The organism is Ohtaekwangia sp. (assembly GCF_036786105.1).
Classification (GTDB): Bacteria; Bacteroidota; Bacteroidia; order Cytophagales; family Cyclobacteriaceae; genus Ohtaekwangia.
Genome location: NZ_DAIQRQ010000004.1, coordinates 20280 through 34229, shown reverse-complemented (window position 1 = coordinate 34229; position 13950 = coordinate 20280). Strand labels below are relative to the sequence as shown.

Below are 13950 nucleotides of genomic sequence, written 5' to 3'. Positions count from 1 at the left end.
AATTTTAAATAACGCTGGATTGAAAGAGTTTTCAGATAATATTCTTCAGCACAAATACATTTAATGCTGTTTATTTGCGAGTGCATAATGGCCAATTGATCGAGATGTTTGCCCAAGTTGAATGCCCTGAATTTCTCCGTCCTGAACAGTTGGATGCATACCTGGAACGAGGTTGGTTTCGTATGCGGCAGAATGTCTTTACTACCAACTTTGTTCACTTTAAAAATCAATTTTACAGTGCCCTCTGGCTGCGCATTGTATTGGAAAAATTTTCGGCCGATAATGGCTTGCAGAAGATTATCAAGCGGAATGCATCTTTCCGAACGGTTATACAACCGGCTTCAATAACTCCGGAGAAAGAAACGCTCTATGCCCGCTATAAAGCACAGCTCCCTTTTGAGCCGATGGCTTCCCTTACACAACTGCTGTTTCATGAAGCCCGACCGGGAAATATTTATACCACTCAGGAGGTAGCGCTATACGATGGTGAGAAACTGATCGCGATTGGCTATTTTGATAGGGGGTATAAAAGTGCTGCAGGCATCGTTTCGGTTTACGATCCCGACTATAAGAAATATAGTCTCGGCAAGTATATTATCTACCAGAAGATCGATTATTGTCGTAAACAACAGATGCAATATTTCTATCCCGGCTACTTTGTTCCGGGTTATCCCGCATTCGATTATAAACTTTCCATCGGCCGGCCGGCTCTTGAATTTCTGCAACTCAGTTCACAAAAATGGGTGTCCGTAGATATATTCTCACCCGATAATGATCCTTACCAGGTGATGTGGAAAAAACTAAGAGCGTTACAGCAATTGCTAATACCTGCAGGTTTGATAGGCAAAGTGATGAAGTATGAATTTTTTGATGCCGGTCTTTTTCCAGAGCTGAAAGATGCTGCATTGTTTGATTTTCCGGTGATGATGCATTTTCCTGAACAATCCGAAGATATACTGAACCCTGTTATTGTGTTCGATGTTCGTGACGGGCAATATCACTTGTTGCAGTGTGTGCCGGTATATGCGCCACAATCTCCTGTACATGACCCTGATTTTTATTCAGACTATATCATCCGACAAGAGTTTGATTTTTTCGCTACGACATCTGAAGAGGAACTGGCAGCCTTGTTACTTCGGTTTTTTATTCCTGGCAGTAGGCAGCAATAAACTGATTTGTATTTAGGTTATGATTGTTTCCTGCCGGCAAGAAATCCAGCGATGGTATTAAATGTATAACCTTGATCCTTCATCCAGGTAATCAGTTCATTGAACCGGGCGATCATTCTGGTTCCAGAGTTCTTTGATACAAATTTTGGTAATCCATATTCTGAATGCGTCAGGTCTGTAAATTCCCAGGGATGAAAGTATATATTCAGATATTGATCGCGGTTCATAGTGCGCCTGCAGGCCGACTTATATAGCCACAGAGGCAGATTGTGAAATGAAAGCCAGAAGAGCGGGAATCGCATGACAGGTGTAGCCGAAGCCGGTAACTGAACCAGAGAATGGGTTTTGAAGAGCGTGCGCGGCTTGAAGAAATTATTATACCGGCCGGGAAGATATACCGGGTTGAGTGATGAATTATACTGATAGCCGGCTTGTTCAATAGCACGGTCATCAACCGGCATCATACGGGCCATACGAAAACCTGTTACAGCTTTGCCCGATAATTTTTCCAATTCAAGTCGCGACTGCAGCAGATGTTCATTCTCAAAAGCCGAATGATAATATCCGTGCGATGCCAGCTCATGTCCCTCTTCGCGAATTCTGTAAATGAGTTCTTTTGCATGCGATGCAAATACAACCGTGCTAAAGAATGTAGCAGGAACCTGCTGTTGCTTTAAAATATCCAGTATAGCCCGGGTACCTTGCGTAGATACTGCGATCTGCTGATCGAACAGTATATTCCGGCTATACTCCAGCGGCATGTCAAATTCTTCAATATCAAAAGAGAGCAGAACGGTTTTCATCCTTTTATAACACGTTGTTTATCGTAGGGCTCGGAGCGATCATAATTGGTTTCGCGAATAAAGTATAGCGGGCGTTGTTTCGACTGGATCACCAGCTTGCTGAGATATATACCGATAATGCCCATCATCAGTAATTGCAGACTTCCAAAGAATATAATCGTAATCATCATGGACGTCCAGCCGGATACAGTTGCTCCGAGTAAAAAGCTGATGAGTGCATAGGGAATCAGGATCAGCGATATGACAAAAAGTGTAAGCCCCAGGTAGGCGATCATTTGCAGCGGTTTAACGCTGAAAGAAGTAATGCCGCGCAGTGCAAACGACATCATCTTTTTCAGATTATACTTGCTGTCGCCTGAGTAGCGCTCGCGAGGGGTATATTCAATGGCAATCTGTCGAAAGCCGGCCCATTTAATCAACCCTCGTATAAAAAACTCGTTTTCGTTCAGATAGGTAAAAGCATTCAGCACATTCCGGTTCATCAAGCGGAAATCGGCTGTGCCGTTCTCCAGTTGTATATCAGAGAGCCTGTTCAGCAGGGAATAGAAAAACAACGAAGTCTTTCTTTTCAGCCAGGGTAATTTTTTGTCTTCAAGCCTTCGCGTATACACTACATCAAAACCCTCTTCCCATTTGGCTATCAATTGAAGTATAACTTCCGGAGGATGTTGCAGATCGCAATCCATCGAAATAACGCAATCGCCGTTGGATATGTCCAGGCCTGCCTTTAATGCATACTGGTGGCCAAAATTTCGCGAAAGCTCAATATAGAACACCCGCGCATTGGCTTGTGCCAGTGCTTTGATTGCCGCCAGTGAGTTATCGGTGCTGCCATCGTCTACGAATATTAATTCATATTCATAGCGTATGTTGGCGAACACTTCCATCAATTCCCGGTAAAGCGGAGTAATGTTAGTGGCTTCGTTGAAGACAGGTATAATGATCGAGATCTTTTTCGTTATGGGGCGCGACATCAGGAGTTGTATTTACAGACTGGCGAACGATCAGTTAAGCTTATATATTTTAAAGTACTGCGATTCGTGAACGATAGGAAACGTGAGCGCTACATTGCCGTATTGTTCCTTGGCAATCACTATAAATTTACATCCTTTTGAGCGTATATCATTTACATTCTCTGCATGCAAGAAGAAATCACTGTTTTGCGTCCATCCTCGTCTGTGGGCAAAGTACATGAGCGTTGGGTTATTAACTTCACTGTTAATGGCTATAAGGTCATTACGTTGTGAAATGCTATCCATAATGGTTTCCAGTTCTCCTACCGACTTCCAGGGCTGGCGTATTCTGAAATCATAGATCTGATCGGCTATACCTTCTACAGCAATGATGACAAGCAGTGCTGCTACAATTTTTTTGTTTTCTATTTGCGCCAATCCATACCCAGCTATAAATGCCATACAGGGAATTACGGTAAGAATATAGTAAGTATCACCAATGATACTGGAGCCGGTCTTGATCAGCACAACCATAAACGACAGGAATGGCAGTATAAAAACAACAAACGGGAGCCATTGCTTCTTCCGTATCAAAAAGAAAAGACCCGTTAGAAAAGCCAGGAAGCCGCTATACTTCATAGCAGTATCGTAGAATCGCTTTGAAATCTTTGGCAGACTTTCAAAAAATGATTTTGCTCCTTCGCTAAACGTTGTGCCCATAGAGAAGTGTTCACCGAAACCATGTACAGCATTCAGGTGTGGAACCCATACAAAGTACCACCCATATATACCCAGCAGTATGGCTACCGAAACGAAAGCAACCAATGCCTTTCTGGGTAAAGTAATATCTTTATTAAAGAAAGGAATTAATAACACCGAGAGAACCGAGGCGGCAGTAACTTTCGCCAGACACCCCGCCAGCGCCAATAAAAAGTAGAGTACTACCCGATGCCATTTTCCTTCCTCCAGGTAAGCGAGTACAAAGTATAATCCTGTCATACACAACGACACTCCGAAAATGTCAGGTATATTTTTGCGCGAATGTGAAAACCAGAATGATACCAGCAGAATAATAGCTGCATTAAAAGCTACCGATTCGCCAAAGTACTTGCGGATAAGGCGGTGAAAGAAGAAAACACCCAGTGATGAGAAAAGTAACACCACAATTCTGCCATACCAGTGGTCATATCCGAAAACCAGCGATATGAGGTACACTATATAATTGAGGAGCGGAAATTCACAACCTACAATTCCTGATTTGTCTCCGGCTACATCTACAGTCGGATATAAAATATTGGCATTGTGCTCATAAAAATTGCGTGCGATCATCAACCCGTCCGTTTGGCGCCAGTTATGTCCCACTTCCAGCGGAGGAAAGGTTATGCCGTACATGCGGATGAGAAAGAAAAAGAGAATCCAGAATCTGATGTCTTTAAAAAAACGGACTGCCGGTTGTGTGGTCATGTTCAGGATGGTGAGTTAAATCAGGATTTGGCAGCTCAAAGGTATAAAGAAGATGGCGTTCGGTAATGCATGTTTGATCACTCGGAATTAGGTAAAATTATTCTTCACATAAAGGATAACATAACATTTATCTGACACTCCTGCTGCTTTGGAAGCGGTAACCTTCACATGTTATCACATTTTTTTTTGAAAGAAAATTTACAGGCCGGTTTTTATACTGACATAAGGCTGTCACACGCTGTGATTTACTTTGAAGTATCAAATTCAGACGAACATTAAAACTCAAACCCATAAGTATATGAAAAACAATGAGATTGAAACCAAAGAACATGTAGTGATCACCCCGGAAAATCTTTTGGAACACTGGCAGGGCCACCGCCGGGTTACGCGAAGAGTGATCGAGGCATTTCCGGAAGATAAATTTTTCAACTACTCCGTTGGCGGTATGCGCCCCTTTGCTGACATGGTGATGGAGATGCTGGGTATGGCCGTGCCGGGACTGGAAGGACTGATTACCGGCAAATGGGTGTCTGGTGAGGAGGCCAATGCTCTTTTTTCAAAACGCGCTCCTTCAACCCGTGCCGAAGTTCTCCGTCTTTGGGATGAGACTACTGACAAAATCAACGAACTATGGCCACAGATACCGCCACACCGCTTTCAGGAGGTGGATGTTGCCTTCGGCCAGTACGAGGCTCCCATGCATTTTATAGTTTTCTACTGGATCGATAATGAAATACACCACCGTGGTCAGGCGTATGTATACCTCCGTTCGCTCGGCATTGCACCGCCTCCGTTCTGGGATCGTAACTGAAAAATTTAATAATTCTGCAGCAAACAGAAGCAGGCTTCTCCAAGCGGGAGAGGCCTTTATTTTTTATGAAAATATTTAAACAAGGAAAACTTTTGGCCGATTGCCTGCGTTTTAAAATCATACCGATCGGTATTAAATTACTTTAAAAGCATTTGTATGTCAAAAGCCGAACAAACCCGGGCATTCATTATAGAGAAAACGGCACCCGTGTTCAATAAGAAAGGTTTTGCCGGCACTTCACTTACCGACATAGAGGAAGCAACCGGTCTTACGAAAGGAAGCATCTACAGTAACTTCGCGAATAAAGACGAGGTTGCACTGGCAGTCTTTGATCATAATCTGAAGACAGTAAACACCATCATTCAGACTGAGATGAGCAAGTATAGTTCATCGCGCGAGCGATTGATGGTATATGCAAAAGTATATGGCAGGAATGTGCTGGATCATCCGTTCCCTGCGGGAGGCTGCCCTATTTTAAACACATCCATTGATGCAGACGATACACACCCCGAACTTCGCAAGCGGGCCAGCGCAGCAGTACTGGCATGGAAGGACAACATTACTACACTGATACGAAAAGGTATAAAAGACAAAGAATTTAAAAACTCAATCGATCCGGAGGAATTGGCGCTCACATTGGTAGCCATGATCGAAGGTGCCGTAATGATCAGCAAGGTAACGGGCAAGATCAACTATTTGAAAGCAGTTATGAAGTCGGTAGAAAAAATGATTAACGATCTGTAAAGTTTTTTTATAACACATTACATACCGATCGGTATGTAAATAGCAACAAACATCAATTAAAAAAATACTATGAAGACAACAAACAATACAATCCTGATTACGGGCGGTAGTGCTGGTATCGGATTTGAAATCGCGAAGCAGTTTGCCGGCAAGGGCAACAAGGTAATTATTACCGGAAGAAATGCAGAGCGTCTTGAACGTGCTGCAGCACAAATTCCCAATGCAACAGCTATTGTTGGCGATGTATCGCAGGCCGATGATGTAGAGCGACTTGTGAAAAGGCTATATGCCGAGTTTCCTTCCCTCAATGTAGTGGTTAACAATGCCGGAGCTGCACACTTGCATAACCTTTCAGACGGGACGGGTGCTTTTGAAAAAGCCAGCGAAGAATTTCTGACGAATTATCTTTCTATTGTTCGGTTGAATGAAAAGCTATTGCCCTTACTTAAAAAACAACAAGAGGCTGCCATTGTAAATGTATCTTCCGTTGTGGCCATTGCTCCCAATCACGCGCTGCCTTCGTATGGTGCCAGCAAAGCTGCTCTTCATTCCTATTCTCAATCGCTTCGTATAAGCCTGGAGAGAAACAGCGGTGTAAAAGTTTTTGAATTGATGCCTCCGCTGGTCAATACGGAATTTTCACAAGAGATTGGTGGTGAGAGAGGTATACCTCCGTCTGTAGTGGCAGAAGAACTGATCAATGCCTTCGATAAAAATGTGTATGAAATACATGTCGGGCAGACAGCCTATATTTATAAATTACACCTTTCATCGCCTGAAGAAGCGTTGAAAGCGCTGAATCCGGTTCAATAACATTTATCTAACAGACACATGAACGCATCTCCCGGGAAAATAGCGGTAGTGGGGTACAATCGTATTCCCTTCGCACGACATAATACCAACTATGCTAATGCCAGCAACCAGGACATGATGATTGCCGCGCTTAACGGACTGATTGAACGCTACAACCTGCAGGGCCAATTGCTGGGGGAGGTTGCCGGAGGCGCTGTTATAAAACACACCCGCGAGTTTAACCTGATGCGTGAATGTGTATTGGGAACATCGCTCAATCCGGCAACACCAGCCTGCGATATACAGCAGGCTTGTGACACAGGTATAGAAGCCGCTATATATATAGGTAACAAGATCGCACAAGGACAAATTCAAGTGGGTATAGCGGGTGGTGTGGACTCCACAAGCAATGTTCCTGTTGTGGTTAGCGAACGACTTCGCAAGATATTGCTCGAAGTACGCAGGGCTAAAACAACGGGCGCCCGCATCAAACAATTTTTGAAGATCCGCCTTAAAGACCTGGCACCGGAAGCACCGGGTATAGATGAACCACGCACGGGTCTGTCGATGGGTGGACATACCGAGATCACGGCTAAACATTACGGTATATCCCGCGAAGATCAGGACCTGCTGGCATTTCAAAGTCATCAGAAAGCTGTGAAAGCCTATGAAGATGGTTTCTTTAATGGCATGCTTACGCCATACCTCGGCCTGGACCGCGATAACAATGTGAGAAAGGATACAAGCCTCGAAAAATTGGCGAAGCTGAAACCGGCTTTCGATAAAGAGCATGGATCGCTCACAGCGGGTAACTCAACGCCATTTACGGATGGTGCTTCGTGTGTGTTGCTCGCCAGTGACGCTTGGGCTCGCGAACATGGCCTGCCGGTGTTAGCCTATATAACCTTTGCAGAAGTAGCCGCTATCGAGTATGTAAAAAATAAGCATAATTTATTGATGTCGCCAGTGTATGCTGCTACCCGTATGTTGAAGAAGGCCGGACTTACGTTACAGGATTTCGATTACTACGAGATACATGAAGCGTTTGCTGCCCAGGTGCTCGCTACCTTAAAGATATGGGAGAGTGCGGAGCTTATGAAGACGTTTGGATTTGATGCACCGCTCGGAAGTATAGATAGAAGCAAGCTCAATGTAAAGGGGAGCAGCCTTGCGGCCGCACATCCTTTTGCAGCTACCGGTGGCAGAATTATAGCCACCATGGCGAAATTGCTTCATGAAAAAGGTTCGGGCAGAGGATTTATTTCAATTTGCGCAGCCGGCGGTCAGGGCGTTACGATGATCATGGAGAAATAGTCGTTTGCTGCAATATCTATAAAGGAAGATGGAGTTACTTCCTTTATAGTATATATCTCAAAGCGCCAGCGTTAGTACTTCTGCCATCTCTTCTGCATCGAGCTTTACCGGATTGTTCTTGTTGTCTGAAGCACGAACAATCTTGTCAAGATCAGTGGATGTAACTCCTCCCTGTGAGAGGCGTGGAATGTTGAACTCGCTTGTCCAGGACTCTATCAGCGACAAAAGCGAATCGATATAATATTCGCCTGATTTACCATTGTTCTGCGAGAATAATTTTCCTGCCAGGGTATATTTGGTTAACGCTTCCGGATTGCCGGATGTTTGCCGTAATTTTTGTACAGTAAGTTTGTTAGCGGGTGCCATTAAAGCGCTGCAGATCACGCCATGTGAGATGTCAAAATATCCTCCTACCGCTGAAGCAAAACCGTGCACCAATCCGAGGCCGGCATTTGCAAGCGTAATACCTGAAAGGTAAGCTGCCAAGGCCATCGCTGTGCGTGCTTCAAGATTTGATCCATTGTGGTAGGCCTTGGGTAAAAATGCTGCTATCTGCTTCAGTCCCTCGTAAGCCAAAGCATCAGCGATAGGATTTGCGGCAGTCGATAAATAGGATTCCAGCAATTGCGTGAAAGCATCCATGCCACTCGCGGCTGTTATGGCAGGCGAGCAGCTCAACGTAAGTTGTGGATCAATAATCGTGGCATCCGGCACAAAGTTGTTGTGGCGTAAAGATTTTTTATATCCTGATTCACCCGTTTCGGATATCACGGCATTCTTGGTTGCTTCGCTGCCCGTGCCCGCAGTAGTTGGTATAGCAATAAAAGGTATCTTTACTCCGGGATGATTCTTCGTGCCCACGCCTTCGAGATAATCTTTTACAGGTTCCTGTAATGGAAGCATGGCGGCTATAGCTTTACCGGCATCCAGCACACTGCCACCACCGATGGCTACAACTACTTCGGGTATAGATGCTGCAAAGAGATTAACCGCGCGGTCGATCATGGCTGGAGTTGGCTCCCGATCAATCGCGTAATGATTTATAGTATATCCGGTCGATTGAAGTTGATCATATACCTGCTGACCATACGATGATGCCATAAATGAATGCGCACCGGTAATCAATACTATTTTTTTACCAAGCGGTTTTATAACGGAAGATAATACAGAGATTTTCCCCACACCAAAATGCAGCGAAGGCGTAGCAGCAAATGCGAATGTGTTTGTCATCATTACATTATTTCTTTGCAGGGAAAAGCATTTTGTGTTTTATGCCTTCGCGCGGCTTGACCATCCACGGTGCAACTAAATCGCGCCATTCGAGATAGTGTGCCGTTTCCTTATGAGCGGCTACGGCCTGTTCTGTTTCATACGCTTCATATAAAACAAATTTGCCAGGATCTTTGTCATCCTGCAGAATGTCAAAACGGAGGTTGCCAGCTTCCTTAATCGAACTTTCGTGATTCTTTTTGGTAGCAACGATAAAAGCTTCTACGTGTTCTGGTTTTACATATACGTGTACGATGGTTGCAATCATATTGGTTCGGGTTAGTTTATATCAATAATCTAGTTTGCAGATGTATTTATTTCCGTCTTTTCGGCCCATTCAAGCCCATTGGGAAGATCAGCCGTATTGAATTCGAGATGAACAACTCTTCTGTGTTTTTGACTTCTTGCTTTGGAAGATGCATGCAACAACAGTGGCTTCATAATATGGATACCACACGCGGCAACTTCACATGTATAGGGAATTGAACTTTGTGTAATGAGGCTGATCTCTTCATCAGATAATTTTTTATTGTGCGACCCTAAAACAACTTTCAAAGCACCGTTTGTGTCATTCGTGTCATCAAGGTGAATGCGAATCGTAATCGTGTCCTTCAAAATTTCTTCCGGAGGACAAACGCCATAGCTGTCTCCCTTTTTAGTCCAGCCGGTAAATCCTTCCGTTTCTATCTTTTCTTTTACATGGATAGAAATATCCTGATGCCAGGTTACATACCAGTTTGATTCTGGCGTCTTATCGAAAAATATAGCTTTCGTAAGGAAGAGATTCGCATTGATCTTTTTAAGTATATGCTGCAGATTGGAATTAAGTAGTAAGTTTTTCAGCTCAGGAATTTCCTGCAATAAATTTCGTAAAGCATGAACATTCTCTGGTTGTCCCGTTGCTCTTAGATGATTGTGAAGCATCATCTTGATCTGGTTCACTTCCTTTTTGCCAAACACATGGTGAAGAATAACCGAACCCGTCTTGCTTAACTTCTGAATATTGTTCTGTAGCGATGCATTGTTGAATTCGTATTGGTAAAGATCGAGCGCGCGTTCCAACGTATCTTTAATTCTGCGCTTGAGTCTTTCAGGAGCAATAACCTTAATGCGATTGCCAAATCCCAGTATCTCGCGCTCCAATTCAAAGTTAAGTTGCACTTTCAACGAGAACACTACACCATTGGGAAGCGTTTCTATAACTTGCTGGGAGTGGTGCAACGGCTTGGTAATAATATAGGGCGCTGTTTCATTATCAGCATGGAGCACCACATTTTCCGCCTGCCCGTTTTCATTCACCGATACGCCAATCACATCATGAAGATATGTAGGCAGATGAAACTTAGTGCGCGGTATATATTTCAGTTCACAGTCTTTAATGCTGATGATACGATCGAGCGCAAGATTTAAAATCGGTGTATTCTTTTTACGAACGCCGAGCACGAACCAGCGATTTCTATACTCTTTCAAATAGTATGGATGAAAAGGAAATGTACTGGCGCTTCGCGCTTTAAACGATTGATAACAAAGCTCTACTGTACATTGGTTGGTAATAGCCTTGTAAAGCGTATCAATATGTTCAAGCCCCTTCAAATTTTCGTTCTTCTCAAAATCAATTACGGGTTCCTGGTTTGTTTTGGCAGCGTGAATCTTGCTTTCCAGGCGCTGTACCATGCCGCTTAATTCCTGAAAATGACTGAATCCTTTGAATTGTCGTAATATTTCTACCACCTCGGTAAGCTTACCAAGATCCTGATCAGTGAGTGGTATATTGGTAATAGAATATTCCGGGTCTTCGTACGTATAATACTTTTTCTCCAGCACAATGATCGGTGCATTGTATCCGAGCTTGTCGCTGCGCATCATTTGTATATCCATCTGAATGGATCGGCGACTCATCCCTTTATCAATACCTTCATATTCATAAAGTGCTTCGGAGCATGCATCGATAAGGTCTTCCAGTGTCCATCTGCGATGTCTGTTTCGCAGACAGTTGTCGATAGTACGATAGCGGATTAAAGCGTTACGGTTGACAGGCATGGCATAAAAAAACAAAAATATTTTCACTGCGCAAAAAGACTGCGCAGCAGAACAACAATTTTGAATCGTCAATTGAATGACATGATGATTGTGAATGCGCTGCCCTCCCCTTCGAATGGAAGGGGAGGTTTATAAACGGAAAAGAGATGTTTACCGAAATATATTCCGGATTCGCCACCAGATATTTCGTAGTCCGAATCTGCGTACACACACTCCTCCCGCGGTCACAGGGTAGGAAAAGCCAACAACATCTTCATGCATCACGACATCAAAAGATGTGGTCTGTGATAGGTTTATTTCAGAATTAACATAGCCTATAAATAAAAATTCAATAGTGTCTGAGTAGACACCATCAGGGATACTAAGTGTAAATTTCCCCTCATGATCCGTTACCGTTGTATGGGATGTTCCTTTTAAGACTACATTTACACCTGGCATTAGTGAAGTATCAGATGCTGCACGTACAGTTCCTTTTATAACTCTAACACCTATAGTATCAATCTGCAAATGTTGATCGTTTTCCGGGAATAAAGTTCTTTCGGAATGTATAGGGGGTGCTGCTGGCGGCAAAGCATTTGACGGATTGGCTAAAAACATCAGGAATATACCGAATATAGGGCCAGGCATCCAACTGGGCGTTGTAGACGTATACTCTTTCAATTGATTGGAACGAAACCGGCCACAAGTGTTGGAATGCTTCACGAAATATTCTTTGATCCGATCTTCGTCCCAGGTTGTAAAGTCAATCACTTCTTTCTGGCAGCTTGAGCAAAAACCTCCGTGCTTTGTCTTGCTGAAGTTGCTCCATTTTTCATGGCACGGTTGGGGAATGGTAAGCGTAAAGCGATCTTTCATTTGATATTAGATTTAGTATCGGGAAGATGACGGGAACGCCTTTTTTCCATAAAAGATTTAAAGATTTTTACTGCGCAAAAAGACTGCGCATCCTGTGCAGAATTTTGGATCGTTAAATAAAAACAATTATGACTATTACAGGAACAGATCTTAAAAACGCAGGTTTCGCAGAAGGCAAGGCTATTGGTATAGCGCTTCAACTCGTAACAAAAGAGTATGGCGATAAGAGCCGCGAAGATGTTCTCTTGTTGTTTGGGCAGGTGCTAAAAGATCCAGCATCATTTCTGGAAGATTCAAAGCTTTCCGCACTTGCCAAAGCTATCATGAAGCCAGTAACAGATATTGTCGCATTGTCAAGTGAGGTTAAGCCTTATCAGATATATGGAGCGGATGCCATTGAACAGGGTGCATTAACACAAATGGAAATAGCTTTGAAACTGCCGGTAACTGTAGCAGGTGCGTTGATGCCCGATGCCCATCAGGGATATGGTTTGCCCATTGGTGGTGTGTTGGCTACACATAATGCGGTAATCCCTTACGGTGTAGGCGTAGATATAGGTTGCCGTATGTGTATGACGCTATATAATATACCGACAACTGTATTGAATGAAAAGAGAGAAGATCTTAAAAAAGTATTAACAAACAATACCCGTTTTGGGGTGGCTACGTTCCAAAAGCCGAAAGACGATGCCATTTTTGAGCGAAAAGAATTTAGTGAACTTACCGTAGTGCGTGCGCTAAAAGATCGTGCATGGCAGCAGATCGGTTCTTCCGGAGGTGGAAATCACTTTGTTGAATTTGGCATCGTAGAGATAATCAGTGCTATAAACGAGTTTAACGTTACTCCTGGTACCTATATAGCATTGCTGTCACACTCCGGTTCGCGTGGACTCGGGGCCAGCATTGCACGACACTATACCGATATTGCGATGAATGTCTGCAAGCTTCCACAAGAAGCAAGGCACCTGGCATGGCTCGACCTTGATTCGGAAGCGGGGCAAGAGTATTGGCTTGCCATGAACCTGGCGGGCGACTATGCCTCGGCTTGCCATCACCAGATACATGAGCGAGTAGCCATTGCATTGCGCGAAACGCCAATGGCAATGATTGAGAACCACCATAACTTTGCATGGAAAGAAAAAGATGCAGTGGGCAACGAGATCATTGTGCACCGCAAAGGAGCAACACCGGCAGCACAAGGTGTACTCGGTATAATTCCGGGATCCATGGCTACACCCGGATTTATTGTTCGTGGCAAAGGGAGCGCTGCTTCCATAAACTCTGCATCACACGGAGCGGGCAGAACCATGTCGCGTACCAAAGCCAAGCAGACTATACTTCCGGGGCAGGTAAATAAATTTCTGAAGCAGGCAGGTGTAGAGCTGATCGGTTCCGGCCTTGACGAAGCGCCAATGGCCTATAAGGATATACATCAGGTAATGAATGCACAGAAAGACCTGGTTGATGTACTTGGATCCTTCATGCCCAAGATCGTACGTATGTGTGGCGATGAACGATTTAAGGAAGTTGATTAGTGATAGGAAGGATATAAATGAATATGAACACGTTTTTAAATCACCAACAAAGGCCGCCCGGCGGCCTTTGTATTTTACTAACCAAGTAGTATCATTTGCTCGAATTTTCAACGATTGGTTGAAAATCATAATTCTGGTGAATAACGCTTCCTCAGAAATTCCGACCCGGGAATTTTTGACTTATATAGTTTAATTGATTTG

General features: G+C 43.8%; 13 protein-coding genes. 6 read left to right on the top strand and 7 right to left on the bottom strand.

What is annotated here, in order from left to right:
* Nucleotides 1–80 precede the first annotated feature (80 nt).
* On the top strand, nucleotides 81–1169 hold the full coding sequence (locus V7Q33_RS03035) for a GNAT family N-acetyltransferase (RefSeq protein WP_333818956.1): 1089 nt from the start codon (nucleotides 81–83) through the stop codon (nucleotides 1167–1169).
* A gap of 17 nt (nucleotides 1170–1186) precedes the next feature.
* Here the strand turns inward: V7Q33_RS03035 and V7Q33_RS03030 are convergent, their stop codons facing one another.
* The 3 genes from V7Q33_RS03030 to V7Q33_RS03020 are packed head-to-tail and all read right to left on the bottom strand — an operon-like array spanning nucleotide 1187 to nucleotide 4389.
* A complete protein-coding gene (locus V7Q33_RS03030; protein WP_333818859.1) occupies nucleotides 1187–1972 on the bottom strand; it encodes a polysaccharide deacetylase family protein in 786 nt (261 codons plus the stop codon).
* A complete protein-coding gene (locus V7Q33_RS03025) occupies nucleotides 1969–2946 on the bottom strand; it encodes a glycosyltransferase family 2 protein (protein WP_333818858.1) in 978 nt (325 codons plus the stop codon). The genes V7Q33_RS03030 and V7Q33_RS03025 overlap by 4 nt, the downstream gene beginning before the upstream one ends.
* A gap of 30 nt (nucleotides 2947–2976) precedes the next feature.
* On the bottom strand, nucleotides 2977–4389 hold the full coding sequence (locus V7Q33_RS03020) for an ArnT family glycosyltransferase (RefSeq protein WP_333818857.1): 1413 nt from the start codon (nucleotides 4387–4389) through the stop codon (nucleotides 2977–2979).
* 298 nt (nucleotides 4390–4687) lie between these two features.
* On the opposite strand from V7Q33_RS03020, the gene V7Q33_RS03015 reads away from it, so the two are divergent.
* The 4 genes from V7Q33_RS03015 (at nucleotide 4688) to V7Q33_RS03000 (ending at nucleotide 8050) form a co-directional block, all read left to right on the top strand.
* Complete coding sequence (locus tag V7Q33_RS03015) at nucleotides 4688–5200, top strand: DinB family protein (RefSeq protein WP_333818856.1); 513 nt, start codon at nucleotides 4688–4690, stop codon at nucleotides 5198–5200.
* 156 nt (nucleotides 5201–5356) lie between these two features.
* On the top strand, nucleotides 5357–5944 hold the full coding sequence (locus V7Q33_RS03010) for a TetR/AcrR family transcriptional regulator (protein WP_331981264.1): 588 nt from the start codon (nucleotides 5357–5359) through the stop codon (nucleotides 5942–5944).
* Nucleotides 5945–6013: 69 nt separating this feature from the next.
* Complete coding sequence (locus V7Q33_RS03005; RefSeq protein ID WP_333818855.1) at nucleotides 6014–6757, top strand: SDR family oxidoreductase; 744 nt, start codon at nucleotides 6014–6016, stop codon at nucleotides 6755–6757.
* 18 nt (nucleotides 6758–6775) lie between these two features.
* Nucleotides 6776–8050 carry an acetyl-CoA C-acetyltransferase gene (locus V7Q33_RS03000; protein ID WP_333818854.1) on the top strand — a complete coding sequence of 425 codons (1275 nt, stop codon included), beginning with the start codon at nucleotides 6776–6778 and terminating at the stop codon, nucleotides 8048–8050.
* A 57-nt stretch (nucleotides 8051–8107) separates the two neighbouring features.
* On the opposite strand, the gene V7Q33_RS02995 is transcribed toward V7Q33_RS03000, so the two are convergent.
* From V7Q33_RS02995 to V7Q33_RS02980, 4 genes are all read right to left on the bottom strand, one after another.
* On the bottom strand, nucleotides 8108–9283 hold the full coding sequence (locus V7Q33_RS02995) for an iron-containing alcohol dehydrogenase (RefSeq protein WP_331982953.1): 1176 nt from the start codon (nucleotides 9281–9283) through the stop codon (nucleotides 8108–8110).
* A gap of 4 nt (nucleotides 9284–9287) precedes the next feature.
* Nucleotides 9288–9587: an antibiotic biosynthesis monooxygenase gene (locus V7Q33_RS02990; protein WP_333818853.1), complete on the bottom strand. Its 300-nt coding sequence runs from the start codon at nucleotides 9585–9587 to the stop codon at nucleotides 9288–9290.
* Between the two features lie 29 nt (nucleotides 9588–9616).
* Nucleotides 9617–11359, bottom strand: a complete 1743-nt coding sequence (locus V7Q33_RS02985; protein ID WP_333818852.1) for a WYL domain-containing protein — start codon at nucleotides 11357–11359, stop codon at nucleotides 9617–9619.
* A 150-nt stretch (nucleotides 11360–11509) separates the two neighbouring features.
* The gene (locus tag V7Q33_RS02980) at nucleotides 11510–12214 is read right to left on the bottom strand and encodes a carboxypeptidase-like regulatory domain-containing protein (RefSeq protein ID WP_333818851.1); all 705 of its coding nucleotides are present in this window, start codon (nucleotides 12212–12214) and stop codon (nucleotides 11510–11512) included.
* Between the two features lie 128 nt (nucleotides 12215–12342).
* Here V7Q33_RS02980 and V7Q33_RS02975 point away from each other — a divergent pair, with 128 nt between their 5' ends.
* Nucleotides 12343–13749 carry an RtcB family protein gene (locus V7Q33_RS02975; RefSeq protein ID WP_333818850.1) on the top strand — a complete coding sequence of 469 codons (1407 nt, stop codon included), beginning with the start codon at nucleotides 12343–12345 and terminating at the stop codon, nucleotides 13747–13749.
* Nucleotides 13750–13950 lie beyond the last annotated feature (201 nt).

Bases quoted from the DNA above. Each gene is read 5' to 3' on its own strand.
- V7Q33_RS03005 (WP_333818855.1), top strand. From the start codon at position 6,014: ATGAAGACAACAAACAATACAATCCTGATTACGGGCGGTAGTGCTGGT.
- V7Q33_RS02995 (WP_331982953.1), bottom strand. From the start codon at position 9,283: ATGATGACAAACACATTCGCATTTGCTGCTACGCCTTCGCTGCATTTT.
- V7Q33_RS03030 (WP_333818859.1), bottom strand. From the start codon at position 1,972: ATGAAAACCGTTCTGCTCTCTTTTGATATTGAAGAATTTGACATGCCG.
- V7Q33_RS02980 (WP_333818851.1), bottom strand. From the start codon at position 12,214: ATGAAAGATCGCTTTACGCTTACCATTCCCCAACCGTGCCATGAAAAA.
- V7Q33_RS03010 (WP_331981264.1), top strand. From the start codon at position 5,357: ATGTCAAAAGCCGAACAAACCCGGGCATTCATTATAGAGAAAACGGCA.
- V7Q33_RS03000 (WP_333818854.1), top strand. From the start codon at position 6,776: ATGAACGCATCTCCCGGGAAAATAGCGGTAGTGGGGTACAATCGTATT.
- V7Q33_RS02975 (WP_333818850.1), top strand. From the start codon at position 12,343: ATGACTATTACAGGAACAGATCTTAAAAACGCAGGTTTCGCAGAAGGC.
- V7Q33_RS02985 (WP_333818852.1), bottom strand. From the start codon at position 11,359: ATGCCTGTCAACCGTAACGCTTTAATCCGCTATCGTACTATCGACAAC.
- V7Q33_RS02990 (WP_333818853.1), bottom strand. From the start codon at position 9,587: ATGATTGCAACCATCGTACACGTATATGTAAAACCAGAACACGTAGAA.
- V7Q33_RS03020 (WP_333818857.1), bottom strand. From the start codon at position 4,389: ATGACCACACAACCGGCAGTCCGTTTTTTTAAAGACATCAGATTCTGG.
- V7Q33_RS03015 (WP_333818856.1), top strand. From the start codon at position 4,688: ATGAAAAACAATGAGATTGAAACCAAAGAACATGTAGTGATCACCCCG.
- V7Q33_RS03025 (WP_333818858.1), bottom strand. From the start codon at position 2,946: ATGTCGCGCCCCATAACGAAAAAGATCTCGATCATTATACCTGTCTTC.